Origin of the sequence: Solimicrobium silvestre, assembly GCF_002976435.1 — a bacterium.
Classification (GTDB): domain Bacteria; phylum Pseudomonadota; class Gammaproteobacteria; order Burkholderiales; family Burkholderiaceae_D; genus Solimicrobium; species Solimicrobium silvestre.
The window spans coordinates 59,631-76,126 of the sequence record NZ_PUGF01000002.1 but is presented as its reverse complement, the minus strand read 5'-3'; the positions used below and the strand labels follow the sequence as shown (position 1 = coordinate 76,126).

The window sequence follows — 16,496 nt, the reverse complement described above, 5'->3', positions numbered from 1 at the left end:
ACAAGCGCCTATCAATGCCCTAAATAGGGCATTTTGAAGTGTTTTCATTATCCAAAAAATAATAAATAGGGGATTTTTTGCGGATTTGCGCAAATATTTAGTGATTTACAGAAACATGGCGTGATCGTTTAAGACTCACGCCTTGTGTTCCAGCAAGAAGAGGGCAACGCGGTTGGGACGGTTTGTGTAAGTCCGTTTATAGCAGAGGGATGTCTAAAACGACTTCAGTTCCAGGCGAGGTATGTTTGATCTTGAATGAAGCGCCAATTTTTTGAGCGCGAGCCCGCATGTTGATCATGCCGCGCCCTTTCGATTGGGTTGCTTCAACAAAGCCAACGCCGTCATCGATGATCCGAATGCAAAGCGAATGCGGGTAAAAAAACAATTCAACAATTACGTTTTTTGCTTGCGAATGTTTCAGCGTATTGGCCAACGCTTCCTGCAGTATTCTGAGCACTTGCAGCCCAGCATCCGGCTCCAATTCCAGTTCATCGGGGATGGAGTGATTACGCCATTCAAAATTCAAACCAATGGCACGAAATCGCGCCTCCATGCGGAAGCGGAAATTACCCAGCACGGGCAGTAAATCACAATCGTCCGGCGACAAGGAGTCAATCACCAGACGCATGTCATCCAAACATTCTTGCAACAGCGCGACCATCGTTTTTTGAGGTAATTCTTCGCTCTGCGCCATCATCAAGGTTGAAAGTAATTGCGTCCCTACACCGTCGTGCATGTCTTGCATAATCCGGTGGCGCTCTTCGGTCGCCGCATGTGCGCGTCCTAATTTACCTAACTGCTCATAACTTTGCTTGAGCTCGACTTCCCTGGCGGCGACCCGCAATTCCAACTGCTCATTGACCGACTCAACCTGCGCCAAGCTATCCAGAAAACGATCCAGCAAAATCCCTATCATCACCAATAAGAACGCAGGGATACCCAGATGCATCAGATAGATTTCCGGCCAATCGACCCACGCTTCTTGAACCGCTAAATCGTGCACAGATAAACCCAGCGCAAACAAAATTGCTAATCCCATTGATACGGCATTATGGGTACGCTGGCGTGCCGCGTAAATTAAAATACAGGCAACCGCGTATAAATTTAAGGGTAAAAATCCGGTCAGCCAGAAGGCTTCGAGAAAGTGGCGAATCGGCATACCGATGGCCAAAAATGCCGTGCAGCCGATGAACCAGTAGCCAATTAAGACTCGGTTATAAACGATGTTATTGCGGTCGCTGAATTTGAGCATAAAGATCGAAATCAGGACAATAAAACCTGCCGTGGTGAAGTAGTAAGAAAAACGCCATAGCAGGAAAAAATCGATGGAAACAACCGGAGTTCTTAATAATAGAGTACGCAGCCCCCAGAACAACACGCAGACGCCAAACATGCCATAGAGTTTTTCTTGCGGCCGACGAGCCCAAAATATAATGATGAAGATGCCTGCCAACATGCACAATGCGGTGGAAATATCGGCCGTCGTGTCTTCCCAGAACAAGAGTTGGTTGAAGGTGTTGCGCTGCATCTTTTCCGGGCCAATGTCAATTTCACCGAAGCTGGTGAACGGCTCGCGTATCGCTAGTTTGACTTCAATTTCATTACTACCTTCATGCAGCGACAGCGGCGGGATCAGCCACAGCTCGGGTAAATACCAACGCACTTGGGCGCGTTTACTGGCCGATGGTTTTTCGCCAATCAAAGCGCCATTCACATACACGTCACCGCCGCTGAGAAGCTGCGGAAAAAGCATCCACAGTGGTTCGCTGCCCGCCTTTACTTCAAAAGTGGTTTTGTACCAATAGTGAATCAATTCAAAATCAGCCGGCTTAGGAACGTGGTGAGGCAACAATACCGGTTGCCAGTTGGCGCTGGCGGGTGGGATGGTTGGGGAGTCAGAGATGATGAATTCGGCCTGCTTGATCCGGCTGACCGACTGCTGCGCATTTACCTGCTCTTGCGCTTGCGCCAATGTGCAGCAGAACACTAAAAATAGGGTAGCCAGTAAATTCACAGCGCCCCGACAATCAGGCGCTGAGAATGCCCAATTTTGTGGCTTCATAAACTGCTTCTCCGCGTGAATGCACCGCTAGCACGCGGTAGATTTTTTTGACGTGTCTTGCCACCGTATGGGTGGAAATATAATATTTAGCAGCAATCTCCTTAAAGCTTAAGCCTTTGGAAAGCGCATGCAACACTTGATATTCGCGTTCGGAAAGTAGCTCGCTGGATGGAATGATTGGGGGTGCGTTTTCTGCTACTGGCGCTGGATTGATGGTAACGGGCTGAAACCGCTGCAGAATCCGGCGCGCAATCATCGGGCTGATGGGCGATCCGCCGTCGCGCAGGGTACGAATACAGTCCAGAATATCTAAGCTAGAACTGTCCTTCAGAATATAACCGGTTGCGCCCGCTTCGATACTTTTGATGACATGCGCATCGTCGGCGAACATGGTGATCACCATAACATCGCATTCCGGATACGTTTTTACCGCATGCTTAATCAGTTCAATGCCGTTGATGTCTGGTAAGCCCAGATCAACCAGATAGGCATCGGCGCGAATACTGTCGATGAGCGCAATACCATCTGCGCCATTGCTGGCGGAACCAACAAAAGCAAAATCTGAATCGGATTGAATGACTTGGCGGAATCGATTTAAAAATTCCACATTGTCTTCAATAATTGCTACTTTAGTCGCCATATTATTTTTCGTTAAAAGCGTAAAAATGCAATTTAGCTGAGAGCTGCATGGGCAAACACTCTTAGCGGGATTGGATGCGGAAAAACCCCCGCGTTGCGGTTAAGCATTATCGCATTTTTAACTGCGGCTCACTACTGCGATTAATCGTGTTTAGAAGAGTTTATGCAAAAATTGAGGAGGATAAAAGGATGCCGTGAGCACATCGTCGGATGGGCAGGCTAAAGCAAGGGGATTTGAGGTGCATACACTTAGCTGACAAACAGCTTCGCCCAGCAGGGCGAAGCACCTCTTTTTGCTCCCGCCCCACTCTAAATAAATAGCGCAGCGGGAACAAAAAATACGTAATCACATACTCCCAATGAATAGAACCAAAAATTGGCTCGTCCAATGGGTTTCCAGTCGATAAAAAATAATTTTAAGCCAGTATATTTTAAGCCCAATGAATTTACTTTTCATTTAAGCCAAATTCACAAATATATACCGGTGTATACATATTTATGATTACTGCTCAGTTCGGGCAATTGTAGAAAATTAGCAGCTCTCTAACGCCTCTTCTGCATCTTTTCTTATCACCGGGCCCGCACGATATTCAAGTATGTCACCCGGCTGGCAATTCAGCCGTTCACAAATTTTTTGCAGGGTGTCAAACCGTACACCTTTCACTTTGCCGGATTTTAGGAGAGACAAATTTTGCTCGGTAATACCAACAAACAAGGCCAATTCTTTCGATTTAACTTTGTTCTTGGCAAGCATAACGTCAAGATTAATCAAGATAGGCATCAGATAAACTCGCTGTTCTCTTCGGCCAAACGGCGGCCTTCTTCCATGATGCGAACAATAACGTAAAACATTCCGCACAGTAAAAGCTCATCAAATGAATCGGTCAAGTGCAACACTAACTCTTGCCCCTGAGTACTACCGACCAGCGTAAAAACCAACATGCGTACCACTGGCTCGACCATGGAACACAAAATATATAAGAAAATCGCGCCGGAAAATCCTTTCAACAACAGGATGCTCGGCATGACAAAAATTTCTTTCTTCTCAAAAAAGTGCATTAACCGCAGCAACCGTATCAGCGCTACGGTTAAAAAGAATAAGGCGGGCAATGAGACCAAAATGGTCAACACGCGTATTAAGATCGGCATTTCAGACAACTCCTTGGCATCTAAATCGCCGGAATGAATCAGGAAAGTGAACGTGCCTAATTTAACATCACCCAGTGATAGCCAAACCCAAAAATGCGCAATTAAAGTTGCTATAAGTAAAGTACCGACACCGTACCGTAGCACGCGGCACAGTACAGGTAAGGTGAGTATCTGTCTTGACATAGGTTGATTCGCTTGTTGTATTATTTTAATTAATTACTGTAAAACGATAATCTACAGGGTTCGTCTCGCGTCAAATATAGTAGCTTAGAAAATTTGAGTTGGGGCTTTTCAGCGTGTTATATACTTAAAAACTGTTGCCTTTCAGCAGCATATTAGGAAAATACTGCAATTTCCGTATTTAAGTTCGTTTTTTTGGTTATTTACTTATTCCTCCATATCAACTCTAAAATAACGTCTTTGCACCTTGCGGGCCAAGTCCGCATTCCATCACGACCACGACAAAAACATGGAGATGAAATACCAATGAAAAACACCAAAACCAACTTGCGCTTAAAACCCATCGCCTTATTCTGCATGCAGCTGATGCTAGCGTTACCAGCCACCACACTCGTCGCACACGCTAACGAAACGACACCCGCTTCGGCTCCCGTAGCAGTGAGCGCGCTGCAAAGCGGTATGGATAAAACGGTCGCACCCGGCGATGATTTCTATCGTTACGTCAACGGCGGATGGGAAAAAACCGCCGTCATTCCCAACGACAAATCGGCGGTTGGCGTTACCTCAACTTTAAAAGATGAGTCGGACGCTATTGTCCTGAAACTTATTGAGCAAGCCGCCCAAGCACCCGCTGATAGCCCGGCGCGTAAAGTCGGCGATTACTACGCGGCGTACTTAAATACCGACGCAATCAATCAACGCGGCTTGCAAGCGATAGCACCACAATTGCACAGCATCGCCAGCATCAGCAACAAAAGCGCCTTGGCTACTTACTTGGGCAAACACTTGCGCGCGGATGTTGATCCACTCAATGCCACCTCATTTTTCACGGAAAACTTATTCGGTTTATGGGTCGCGCAAGGCTTTCACGACCACACCAAGTACACCGGCTATCTGTTGCAAGGCGGCTTAGGTTTACCGGACCGCGAATACTATTTGTCGGCCAGCCCGAAAATGGCGAACATCAGAACCGAATACCAAGCGCATATTGCCGCGCTATTCAAGCTCGCCAATATTGCCGAACCTGAGCAAGCCGCTAAACGGGTATTTGATTTAGAAATGCGCATCGCCCAAGGACACGCCAAACGCTCAGATTCGTCCGACATGGACAAAGCCGACAACAGCTGGAGCCGCGCTGCGTTCGCCAAGCAAGCGCCGGGCCTCGATTGGAACGCTTACTTCTCTGCCGCAGGACTAGCCGCACAACCATCCTTCATCGTCTGGCATCCGACCGCATTTAAATCCAGCGCCGCGCTGGTTGCTTCCACCCCGCTAGAAACCTGGAAAGACTATTTACGCTTCCATGCTCTGAATCAGCACACGTCGGTCTTGCCGCAAGCTTTCTTTGATCAAAAATTCAAATTTAGCAGTAGTTTGACTGGTGCCAAAGCGCCGTTACCGCGCTGGAAATATGCCGTCAACGCAACCAATTCTGCGCTGGGTGAAGAAGTCGGAAAATTATATGTAGCGCAAAATTTCTCGCCTGAAGCTAAAGCCAAAATCAATACCATGGTCAGCGTGTTATTAACCGCTTTTAAAGAACGGGTCAGCAACATTAGCTGGATGTCGGCCAGCACCAAACAAGAAGCGCTGGCTAAAATTAACTCGTTTTATGTGGGTGTTGGTTACCCAGATAAATGGCGTGACTACTCTGCCTTAACAGTCGATGCAAAAGACGCCTTTGGCAATGGCGAGCGTGCACAAGAATTTGCTTATAAAAATGCATTGGCTAAATTCGGCAAACCGGTTGATGTGACCGAATGGTGCATGACGCCGCAAACCGTCAACGCCGTAAATATGCCGATGCAAAACGCGATTAATTTCCCAGCCGCGTATTTGCAGTTCCCTAACTTTGATATCAATGCCAGCGACGCAGTGAATTACGGCGCTATCGGTTCCACCATCGGGCATGAAATCAGCCACAGCTTTGACCATACCGGCGCCATGATTGACGCTAAAGGCGAATTGCGTAACTGGTGGACTAAGGACGATTTAAGCCATTTCCAAACTTCCGCTAAAGCGCTCGCCGATCAGTTTTCCAGCTACAAACCGTTCCCAGATCTTGCCGTCAACGGAGAACAAACTTTAGATGAAAACATTGCCGACTTAACCGGCTTGATGGCGGCATTTGACGCTTATCACGCGGCGATGAAGCAAAAGGGACAAACAGCAACAAAAGAAACCGACCAAGAGTTTTTCTTAGCCAATGCCTATAAATATCGTGGCAAAATGCGCGATGAAGTATTACGTTCCGCCATCATCGGTGACGGCCACGCACCTGGCCATTACCGCGCTTTAACAGTACGTAATTTAGATGCCTGGTACGACGGATTCAACATTCAACCGGGCCAGCAATTGTATTTAGCACCGAATGAACGGGTAAAAATCTGGTAATGAGTTAATAGTATTCAGGGTGGGAACAAAACCGTGTCCACCCTGTTTTCAAATTTAAAATTCCATTTAAATAAGGCACATCATGTTAATAACTACCACTGAAAATATTGCCGGATACCGTGTATTGGAAGCCAAAGGACAAGTCTTCGGCGTGGTGGTGCGAAGCCGCGGCCTGGCTGGAAATCTTATGGCCGGGCTACGTTCCATTTTTGGCGGTGAGATCACGGAATACACTTCGCTACTCGAAGAAGCGCGCCGCCATGCAATAGACCGCATGGTAAAAAATGCCAAACAAATGGGCGGTAACGCGGTCGTTATGATGCGCTTTGATTCATCTGAAATCGGCCAGACCATGAGCGAAATCGTGGCTTACGGTACCGTCGTTGTGGTTGAAAAACTGAGCACTTAACATGCTACGCAAAGCACTGTTAATCATTGCGCTATTGATGACATCTATCGGATTTTTTTGCGTCCTTTCAGGTCGTTCAGGCGCATTGCCAATACTGATTTGGGGCGTGATACTGCTAGCCTCCGTGCTGTTTGAGCGTTGGCGTTATCAACCGATAGATTCCGGCCATGACGACTGGCAGGAAACCGACGAACAATTTATAGACCCGGAAACCGGCAAACTGACGCGAGTGCTTTATCAGACTAAAACAGGCGAGCGGCGTTATGTGCAGGTTGATGATAGTTCGAAGCACAGATGAATGGCTGCGATACTGAAGTGAGCTGTTGGTCAATCTATTTTGTTACTGGCGAGACATGGCCAAATGCGGTTTTCCATTATTAATTCCAATTGTTTTGTTAGGAAACTTGAATGAGAAATAATCGAAATTTTTGCAATCGTTCAGAGAACGAACAAATTTGGATGATGAAAAATACGTGGTGTGACAAATGTAATGCGGCTGATTTTGGACTAAAAGATCCAATCGAATATGAAGAAAATGGAAAAATAATTGTTGAAGGAAAATGCAGCATTTGCTCCTCTATAGTTTTAAATGAAGTATTAGTTGAAAATTAAATTTCTTCATTGTCCGATGAAAAACGTGCCGAAATTGATGATTACTAATCGTGTTTTTTACGCAAATGCGCAATGAACAACTGAAAGTGCCAGATGGAACTGATTCACTATTTAAATAACGAATTTTTCACCCAACAGCAATTACTGGTGGCCAGTGAAATTGACTTGAGCGAACTGGAAACTCTGCAACTGAAGGGTTTAATGCCACGCCCTTCTTACTCCCTGAAACTCGACCTGTCATGTAATTCCTTTTTTGGACTACATCAAGAACAGGCCAATCTGGACTATTACGCGAAAAGCTACGCTGGCTGGATAGCCGAAATTCGCCCCCTTACTTCAAGTGCCGATGCGTTTCGCCTTTTTTCGGATCGCTACAAAGCACGGCTGCGGCAACTGTATGCCGCCCTTGATCTGAGAACACACAACGAAAAACTCAACGCCGGTCTCGATGCGCATATCACCAGCGAGTGGACGCACTTTTTGGCTGGCATCTATGGCTTGTGTACGAAATCCGGGCTGCCGGAAGACATCGCGGCAAAGGAATTAGCGATCATGATCATTAATCAAATCACCGAACTGCGGGCTAATCCAATTCTGTCTCAAACTGAACGTGCGCGTTTAACGGTTGCCGTTAATCTGCTAGATGAGGCCAGCAGCAGTTTCGCACCACACGAAGTGCTGCGCAGCTCCCGCCACCGCTTGATCGACCAGATGCGAATTAACTATAGTCTGTAATTTCAACAAAGAATGGAGCGCCAAATGCTAACCGGCGGCTGTTACTGTGGCTTAGTTCGTTATCAGGCGGAAGGTAGCGCCTCTCACCTAGTTAACTGTCACTGCTCAATTTGCCGTCGAACTAGCGGCGCTCCCTTCGTCAGCTGGTTCACGGTGCCGCGCACGGCATTTCAGTTTACCCAAGGAACGCCGACCCAGTTCAAGTCAACCGAACAGGGGCTGCGCTGTTTCTGCCCTGACTGCGGAACGCAATTAAGCTTTCAACACGTCGATACTCCTGATGAGATCGACCTCACTATTTGCAGTCTCGACAACCCCGAATCCCTGCCGCCAGAAAAACACATCCACATGGAAAGCAAGCTAAGCTGGATCAGCCTGGCCGACGGTCTTGCCGGTACTTCTGAAGCTAATTCCGAGGAATAATCTTTCACAAAGTTTAGCTTTTTACCACAAGCACGGCAGTGCAAATACATCAGCATAAAAATCAATTTGTCCTAGAATTGAATCTGGAAAGCAGCCCCATCCCCTATTGATGTTAAAAAAATCCCAACATCACCAGCTCGCACAAACACAGATTTACCTTATACAAACCAGCAAGTGGCGCAGTCAGTTGTTGCCTTGAGAAAACATTTTCATCGAAACAAGTTGGGCATCGTCGCGATACAAGCAATATTAATGAAGGAGAATGCAATGGGTAACGTAACGATGAAGGTCAGCACTCGGCTAAATGTTGGCTTTGGAGTAGTGCTGTTGATGATGGTTATTATCATTGTGATTGCGCTCAGTCGATTTTCCGATATTGGCACAACCATCGACAGAATTATTGAAAAAGACTGGGCCAAAGCGGAAAACGCCAACATCGTCAATGTGACAGCACGCGACAATGCCCGCCGCACGCTGGAATTGTTAATCGCCACCGACAAAACACAAATTGACAGCATTCATACACATATTGAAGCGAATAAAAAAACGGTTGGCGATGCCCTGAATGCGTTGGAAAAACTGATCTATATTCCAGAAGGAAAAATTCTACTGGTTAAAATCAAGGAGGCGCGCAGCAACTATGTGAGTTCATTCAGTAAGGTCGGAAAATTAATTGATGAAGGCAAGAAAGAGGAAGCAATCCACTTGATGAACACGGAAACGTTACCTAATTTGGATACATTTCAAGATCTCATCGCTGCCCTAAGCGATATACAGAAAAAAGCCGCTATTACTGGCGGTGAAGAAGTAAAGCATGACATCGGTTCCGCGACAATATTGATGACCTGCTTGGGCATAGCGGCAACATTATTAGGTATTGCTGGCGCCTTTGTAATCACCCGCTCCATCTCCACACCACTAATTGCAGCTCTGAATATTGCCAAAACAGTCGCCGCCGGCGATTTACGCAGCCGCTTCGAGGTTAATTCAAACGACGAAATCGGTCAGTTGCTACAAGCGCTGAAGGAGATGAATGCAAATCTGGTCAGCATCGTCGGTGAAGTACGCATCGGCACCGATACCATCGTTACTGCATCGAGTCAGATTGCTTCCGGCAACCTTGATTTATCCTCACGCACCGAGGCGCAGGCCAGTGCATTAGAAGAAACCGCCTCTTCAATGGAAGAGTTGACCAGTACCGTCAAACAAAATGCCGACAATGCCAACCAGGCCAAGCAACTCGCCTATTCTGCGTCCGAGGTGGCCGTTCGCGGCGGCGCGGTCGTCATGAAAGTGGTCGACACCATGGGCTCGATTAATGAATCATCCAAAAAAATTGTCGACATCATTTCCGTCATCGATGGCATCGCTTTCCAAACCAATATCCTGGCATTGAATGCCGCAGTGGAAGCCGCCCGCGCTGGAGAGCAAGGCCGCGGCTTTGCGGTGGTGGCGTCGGAAGTGCGCAATCTGGCGCAACGTTCTGCGGCAGCAGCTAAAGAAATCAAGACGCTGATTGGCGACTCGGTGGAAAAAGTCGACATCGGCGCCAAACTGGTGGATCAGGCCGGTACAACCATGAACGAGGTGGTTGCCAGCGTCAAGCGCGTGACCGACATCATCAACGAAATCACCTCCGCCGGGAACGAGCAAAGCGCTGGTATCGAACAAATTAATCAAGCGATTATTCAAATGGATAATGTGACGCAGCAGAACGCAGCGCTAGTGGAAGAAGCCGCTGCTGCCGCGCAGAGTATGCAAGATCAATCGAAAAAATTATCCGAAGTCGTGAGCGTGTTCAAGCTGGAGGCTGGGCGGTAAGACAGCGCCTATTACACCAGTCCCAATACGGGACTACAGTTAAGGCGCGATATGATGAAGTGATTAAAGGGCTGTACATCAAATGCATTGATACACCCGACTATGACAAAATTAACGCGACCACTGTCGAACTGGAGTAATTACAATGGATATCAAACCAATCCACACCGAAGATCAATACCAGTCAGCATTACGCGAGGCTTCTAAATTTTTTAATGCGCAACCAGAACCAGGTTCTGTTGATGGCGACCGTTTCGAATTACTACTCATGGTGATCGAATCCTACGAAGCAAAGCACTATCCGATCGCCCCGCCCGACCCCATCGATGCGATTGAATTCCGCATAGAGCAAGCTGGACTCACCGTTAAGGATTTGGTGCCCATGATTGGGCAACTCAACCGGGTGTATGAAATCATGGCGCGAAAACGCATCCTCACACTGCCGATGATCCGACGCTTGCACGCAGGGCTTGGCATCCCAGCCGAAAGCCTCATTGCAGAGCCACACACTTAACCACCGCATAAAATAACAGTAAATTTATCGCAAAACCCACTTTCATTTTACGGATGTCCTCTGTAAGCTTGCGATAGAACAAGTTAACAGTTCGAAACTTTAAGTAGAATCGGCATTGATAGAAGAATGAACCGGAAAAATCAATCGCTAGCGTATTTGTTGAGTTAATTTTTTATTATTTACTGGGGATTATTATGCAAAAGAAAAACATGTCGTCACGCCGTCAATTCATCAAGCTGGGAAGTTTGGCGCTATCAGCATTACCGTTGCTGTTTTTGTCTGGCAAAGCTAGTGCGGCGACCAATACCGGAATGCGCACTGCAATGAAGTACCAGGACAAGCCAAACGGCGATAAGTCATGTAGCGGATGCGCCCAGTTCGTACCTGGAAAATCAGCCAAGGATCTTGGAGGATGTAAGCTATTTCCTGGCGATACCGAAATCTCGCCAAATGGCTTTTGCATCGCATGGATGGTCAAACCGAAGTAATCTTGTGAATTGATCAGCATAAAGTTTTTTTAAAACCTGCCGTTAACAATGCTGAAGCCCGATGGTATAGGAGAAAATTATGACATCCGCAATCAGCAATGTAACGAAGACCGCGCACACCACACCGGTTACGCCTCCTCCTAAGCAGGTTCAAAATAAAGCCCCTCAGAGTAATACTCAAAATACCAACAAGGTCACTACGCCGGTGCCGCCCACTGCGACTTCCGGCAATGTTGGTACCAAGGTAAATACCACCGCCTAAATGAGCAGGAACGCAGCAAGTTATTGCTGTTCAAGCGCCAAAATTAAAAAACAGGCCGCTATTGCGGCCTGTTTTATTTTCAATTATTTAATTTGTTTTTTTACTCAACAAGCTTTATCACTTACCATCACACCAAGCCCAAATCATTTCCTTTTACACCAGCAAAAACATAATCTAGCTGCTTAGGCGATAAACCGTACATGCGTGCAAATAAGCCGCCTAGCGTGCTGCGGTATTCATTCAATACCGGAAAATCGCGATTCTGAAATAAGGTTTTTTGCTCAACCGCACATTGTTCACCGACGATTTTTCCGCCATGCACCGCACCGCCTAATACCCAATACACCGTGCCATGACCATGATCAGTTCCACGGTTACCGTTTTCACGGAAAGTACGTCCAAATTCGCTGATGACAACAACCGTCGTTGTATCCCACGCGCTACCCATTTCATCGGCAAAAGCGGCTAATCCCGTTCCTAATTCTTTAAACTTGGTGGCTAACGCGCCATTGGCGCCACCTTGGTTAACATGCGTATCCCAACCGCCGACATCTACAAACCCCAAACCGTATTGTTGTTGCATCAGTTTACCGATGCGGCGCGCTTCTAGTCCAAACCCTTTGGTGCTGATGGCGTTTCGACTGGCATCCGTCATTTCTTTGGTTTTATCTTCGGCCTGCATCTGATCCATTTGCTGCTTGACCTGATCCCGCACCACAAAGCCTTCATCAACTTGTTTGGACAACGCCTTTCCTTGATACATGTTGGCAATTAACTGACTTTGGCGCGCATCTATCGCCGAGTTACCAACGTTTTTAACCCCGGCATTGGCAATCTGCATGCTGCCCTGCATGACCAATGGCAGCTGTTCGGTAAACGACATTGTCGCGACGCTGTTGCTGTCTTTATTCAATACCGTTGCAAGTCGATTTAAAAAGCCACTGCTTAAATCACGCCGACCCTGCAATGGCTGGCCTAATTCAATGCTGTCTTGGGTTTCAAAATGACTGCGGCTTAAATCATCAGTTCCGGCAAAGGGGATGAAAGCCGCCTGCCCTTTGGCGTACAAAGGATAAATACTATCGCGCAGAGCCGGATGCAAACCCCAGTCGCTATTTAAGCTGATCACTGCGTTGGCATCCGTGCCAGAACGAGCGATACCAATATTGGGACGAACCTCGCTATAAAATGTGCTCGAAGTAGGCACCAACAAACTAGCTGCATCATAGCCACCACGCAAGAAAACAAATAATAAGCGTGGTTGAGTAGAAGGCGCAGCGAATAGTTTGCTGCTTAATAGTGGCAACGAACTGGCTGCCATGGCTTGTAGAAATTGTCGGCGTTTCATGACTTTCCTCATAGAACTTATGTGATGCGGTAGGGCACCCCTGTGGGTAATCCCTTTCAGTTAAACCAATAAACTCCAACAACGTCATCCCCGAATGCTTTAGTCGGGGATCCAGCCTCCCCTCCCTCATGCAAAGCATGACTAATTTGACACAACCTGAAATCAACGAACTGGATCCCCGCCTGCGCTAGGATGACGTTAGTGTGCGTTTAGCTGTGATTACAATACTGAACTTTTCTGAACAACCCTACTTTTATCGAACCATCATTTCGGGGGCGGCTAGTAATAGCGTATTCCACTCTTGCGGACTATTCGCCTGCTCCAAACTCTTCAATGTATTTGGGCCTAATGTCGATTGCAAATAATTAAAATACAGCGCATTGCTTAGCTTAGGAAAACCGGCGCTTTCATTGCCGTTGTCCGACTTAAACAACCCCGCGCTTCCGTTACCTATCGCTTTAGCAATCTCAAACCGTGTCGTCATTTGCCCCGGGCTGTCCCAGGCCGTTGCAGTTAATGGGTAACCGTCTGGGGTTAATTTTCCATAACGTGGTTGGCCTAACCGCGACAACCAGTAAATGACAGGATTGGTATTTAAAATCGGCTTGTCATCATAGGCCAGACGCAAGGCAGAAAAAACATAATGCTGCGGGTCTTTGAATTGTTTGCCGAGCGAGTTATTAAACTCAGCCGACGCAAACAAAGTACTTAAAACTGCCTTAATGTCGCCATCGGTCGCTAAAAATGTTTTCGCCATGCTATCTACCAAAGCAGGAGATGGTGTCTCACCGACAAAAAACAGCGCTAACTTTTTACTGACAAAATGTGCCGTAGCAGGATGCCGCGAAAGCAATGTTAATGCTTCATCTACCTCAGCCAAACCGCGCCCTTTAATGGTGTGGCCTAAGAATTGTTTGTCACCATAATCATGACGACGTGGATTAAATTCAAACAAACCCTGATGCACATATTGGCCCTGAAATTTACCTAAGCGCGGTGGATCTTCATTTTTAAAACTGAATCCAACCCCAGTTAAAATTCGCGCCAGTTCCTGCACGTCACGCTGGCTATAACCGCCATCCACGCCCATGCTGTGCAGTTCCATAATTTCACGTGCATAGTTTTCATTCGGATGATTGATCGCGTTTTGCTCATTATCCAAATAGCGCAACATGGCCGGATGGTGGGCCGTCGCGGCCAGCAACTCACGGAAGTGACCTAGCACGTGCGGACGAATTGCCTGCTCTTCATAGTCACCCAGCATGGCACGAATATTCGCTTTACCTTGAAATACGTTGAAGTGATTAAACCAGAACCAGCACAGTTGTTCTTGCAATTGCTGGGGTGAATATAGGGCTCGCAATATGGCGCGGCTTTGCGCTTCTTTGTCCAGACGGTTGAGTTCTTGCTGATAATTTTTACGCGCATCGTCACTTGCACCATTCGCATCCGAGGCTTGCTTTAATTGCTCTAACTCCGCCGCTATTTCCACCAGACTTTTTTGACTAATCGTCATTGCCGCAATTTGATCTTGCACGGCTTGCGGCATGGTTACCGAATTTGGCATGGGAACTAGCTGCAGTTGCTGCTGTAAATAAGCTGTCGCGCCCACTTTATTGACTTGTTGAGCACTATTTGTGTTGATACCCCAGCTCAGCCGCTCTACCAATAATTCTGGCTTGGTATTACTCATGCTAGTACCAACTACTACCGTAGATGGTCCAGCAGAGTTTGTCGGCGCATTAGTACATGAGACTAAGCACGAAACCAAGCTAGCCAACATGCCGCACAACAAGCCGCGCCTTAGTCCAACTGCGAGCAGTCGTTGATGAGAAAGTTGAGATAACTGCATGATTTCTTTCTGTATTGACTATTTAGAGGAGGATATCGTGCAGCGATGCGCTTCACCTCACTGCTTTACTACAATATTAACGGGAGCAAATGACACCTGGTTGACAGCGTCGTTTAACCACCTTTTTAACTTGCATAAATCGTCATGTGAGCCTGCACTAATCACTATTTATGTAGGGTAATGTTACACACTAAAATCAGCGCCATATCACCATTAATGACGGAGAGAAACATGACTCAAACTGACCAACAACACCTCATGTCGACCAGACAAGATGCAGCCTGGTTAGATGCACACTGGATGCCTTACACCGGCAACCGTAACTTTAAAGCGAATCCGCGCATGATCGTGGGCGCTAAAGGAAATTATTATTTTGATGCGCAAGGCAACAAAATTTTAGACGGTTTATCAGGTTTATGGTGCAGCGGTTTGGGACATGGTCGCACTGAAATCACGGAAGCAGTCAGCCGCCAGATGGCGACGTTAGATTACGCTCCGGCTTTCCAATTCGGTCATCCGCTGTCGTTTGAATTAGCCAACCGCATTAAAGAAATTACGCCAGCCGGTTTAGATTATGTGTTTTTTACCGGCTCAGGTTCTGAAGCAGCCGACACCTCTTTAAAAATGGCGCGGGCGTATTGGCGCGCTAAAGGTCAGGCTAGCAAAACCTTATTAATTGGTCGTGAAAAAGGCTATCACGGCGTTAATTTTGGCGGTATTTCAGTGGGTGGTATTGCCGCTAACCGTAAAGTCTTCGGCCAGGCGGTTGGTGCAGATCACTTGCCACACACTTTGCTTGCCCAAAACGCCTTCACACGCGGCTTGCCGGAAAACGGCGTTGAATTGGCCGATGAATTATTAAACATCATTGCCTTACACGATGCATCGAATATTGCAGCCGTTATTGTTGAGCCGTTTTCCGGTTCGGCTGGCGTGATTGTTCCGCCTGTCGGTTATTTAAAACGCCTGCGTGAAATTTGCACACAACACAATATTTTGCTGATATTTGATGAAGTCATTACCGCCTTCGGTCGCGTTGGCGCTTACACTGCCGCTGAAAAATTTGATGTCACTCCGGACATTCTCAACTTCGCCAAGCAAATCACCAACGGAGCACAACCGCTGGGCGGCGTAGTCGTTAAAAAAGAAATTTACGACATCTTCATGGAGCAAGGCGGCCAAGACTATATGCTGGAATTCCCGCACGGTTACACCTATTCGGCGCATCCGGTTGCCTGCGCTGCCGGTATTGCCACGCTCAAATTGCTAGAACAAGAAAACATGCTGGAACGGGTAAACAGCCTGACGCCTTATTTTGAAAATGCCGTGCATAGCTTAATGGGTTCCAACCATGTTACCGACATCCGTAACTGCGGTTTGGCAGCGGGCTTTACCTTTGCCGCATTCCCGGGCGAGCCTGCCAAGCGTCCTTATGAAATCGCAATGAAGTGTTTAAAAAAGGGCTTTTATGTTCGTTACGGCGGCGATACCATTCAATTAGCGCCACCATTTACGATTGAAAAGTCTGAAATTGATAGTTTAGTAAATGCACTCGGTGAAGCAATTAGTGCTACGGCTTAAGAAAATCAATAATACCCAAATGAAGGA

General features: G+C 47.1%; 17 protein-coding genes. 11 read left to right on the top strand and 6 right to left on the bottom strand.

Annotation, left to right across the window (positions count from 1 at the left end; all coding sequences use genetic code 11):
* Window positions 1–196: 196 nt before the first annotated feature.
* The 4 genes from S2091_RS02780 to S2091_RS02765 all read right to left on the bottom strand — a co-directional run bounded on the left by S2091_RS02780 (window position 197) and on the right by S2091_RS02765 (window position 4,033).
* Window positions 197–2,062 (bottom strand): sensor histidine kinase, encoded by a 1,866-nt coding sequence (locus S2091_RS02780; protein WP_105530276.1) that lies wholly within the window; start codon window positions 2,060–2,062, stop codon window positions 197–199.
* Window positions 2,028–2,702 carry a response regulator gene (locus tag S2091_RS02775; RefSeq protein ID WP_105530275.1) on the bottom strand — a complete coding sequence of 225 codons (675 nt, stop codon included), beginning with the start codon at window positions 2,700–2,702 and terminating at the stop codon, window positions 2,028–2,030. Before S2091_RS02775 ends, S2091_RS02780 begins: the two co-directional genes overlap by 35 nt.
* A 531-nt stretch (window positions 2,703–3,233) precedes the next feature.
* Window positions 3,234–3,482, bottom strand: a complete 249-nt coding sequence (locus tag S2091_RS02770) for a helix-turn-helix domain-containing protein (RefSeq protein ID WP_105530274.1) — start codon at window positions 3,480–3,482, stop codon at window positions 3,234–3,236.
* A complete protein-coding gene (locus S2091_RS02765; protein WP_105530273.1) occupies window positions 3,482–4,033 on the bottom strand; it encodes a hypothetical protein in 552 nt (183 codons plus the stop codon). The genes S2091_RS02770 and S2091_RS02765 overlap by 1 nt, the downstream gene beginning before the upstream one ends.
* A 303-nt stretch (window positions 4,034–4,336) precedes the next feature.
* Here S2091_RS02765 and S2091_RS02760 point away from each other — a divergent pair, with 303 nt between their 5' ends.
* The 10 genes from S2091_RS02760 to S2091_RS02715 all read left to right on the top strand — a co-directional run bounded on the left by S2091_RS02760 (window position 4,337) and on the right by S2091_RS02715 (window position 11,688).
* On the top strand, window positions 4,337–6,424 hold the full coding sequence (locus S2091_RS02760; protein WP_207769592.1) for a M13 family metallopeptidase: 2,088 nt from the start codon (window positions 4,337–4,339) through the stop codon (window positions 6,422–6,424).
* Window positions 6,425–6,506: 82 nt separating this feature from the next.
* Window positions 6,507–6,833 carry a YbjQ family protein gene (locus tag S2091_RS02755; RefSeq protein ID WP_105530272.1) on the top strand — a complete coding sequence of 109 codons (327 nt, stop codon included), beginning with the start codon at window positions 6,507–6,509 and terminating at the stop codon, window positions 6,831–6,833.
* A 1-nt stretch (window position 6,834) separates the two neighbouring features.
* Complete coding sequence (locus S2091_RS02750) at window positions 6,835–7,131, top strand: hypothetical protein (protein WP_105530271.1); 297 nt, start codon at window positions 6,835–6,837, stop codon at window positions 7,129–7,131.
* Window positions 7,132–7,241: 110 nt separating this feature from the next.
* Complete coding sequence (locus S2091_RS02745; RefSeq protein WP_105530270.1) at window positions 7,242–7,445, top strand: hypothetical protein; 204 nt, start codon at window positions 7,242–7,244, stop codon at window positions 7,443–7,445.
* 93 nt (window positions 7,446–7,538) lie between these two features.
* On the top strand, window positions 7,539–8,180 hold the full coding sequence (locus S2091_RS02740; protein WP_105530269.1) for a DUF6058 family natural product biosynthesis protein: 642 nt from the start codon (window positions 7,539–7,541) through the stop codon (window positions 8,178–8,180).
* 24 nt (window positions 8,181–8,204) lie between these two features.
* Window positions 8,205–8,603, top strand: coding sequence for a GFA family protein (locus S2091_RS02735; RefSeq protein WP_105530268.1), 399 nt, complete (start codon window positions 8,205–8,207; stop codon window positions 8,601–8,603).
* A 267-nt stretch (window positions 8,604–8,870) separates the two neighbouring features.
* A complete protein-coding gene (locus S2091_RS02730; RefSeq protein WP_105530267.1) occupies window positions 8,871–10,424 on the top strand; it encodes a methyl-accepting chemotaxis protein in 1,554 nt (517 codons plus the stop codon).
* Between the two features lie 139 nt (window positions 10,425–10,563).
* Window positions 10,564–10,938, top strand: coding sequence for a helix-turn-helix domain-containing protein (locus S2091_RS02725; RefSeq protein WP_165794901.1), 375 nt, complete (start codon window positions 10,564–10,566; stop codon window positions 10,936–10,938).
* A 194-nt stretch (window positions 10,939–11,132) separates the two neighbouring features.
* Window positions 11,133–11,426 (top strand): high-potential iron-sulfur protein, encoded by a 294-nt coding sequence (locus S2091_RS24745; RefSeq protein WP_105530265.1) that lies wholly within the window; start codon window positions 11,133–11,135, stop codon window positions 11,424–11,426.
* Between the two features lie 79 nt (window positions 11,427–11,505).
* On the top strand, window positions 11,506–11,688 hold the full coding sequence (locus tag S2091_RS02715) for a hypothetical protein (RefSeq protein ID WP_105530264.1): 183 nt from the start codon (window positions 11,506–11,508) through the stop codon (window positions 11,686–11,688).
* A 127-nt stretch (window positions 11,689–11,815) separates the two neighbouring features.
* On the opposite strand, the gene S2091_RS02710 is transcribed toward S2091_RS02715, so the two are convergent.
* On the bottom strand, window positions 11,816–13,036 hold the full coding sequence (locus S2091_RS02710; protein WP_105530263.1) for a DUF1501 domain-containing protein: 1,221 nt from the start codon (window positions 13,034–13,036) through the stop codon (window positions 11,816–11,818).
* 253 nt (window positions 13,037–13,289) lie between these two features.
* On the bottom strand, window positions 13,290–14,888 hold the full coding sequence (locus S2091_RS02705; protein ID WP_243405296.1) for a DUF1800 domain-containing protein: 1,599 nt from the start codon (window positions 14,886–14,888) through the stop codon (window positions 13,290–13,292).
* A 231-nt stretch (window positions 14,889–15,119) separates the two neighbouring features.
* On the opposite strand from S2091_RS02705, the gene aptA reads away from it, so the two are divergent.
* The gene (aptA, locus tag S2091_RS02700) at window positions 15,120–16,469 is read left to right on the top strand and encodes an omega-aminotransferase AptA (protein ID WP_105530262.1); all 1,350 of its coding nucleotides are present in this window, start codon (window positions 15,120–15,122) and stop codon (window positions 16,467–16,469) included.
* The last annotated feature ends 27 nt before the right edge of the window (window positions 16,470–16,496 follow it).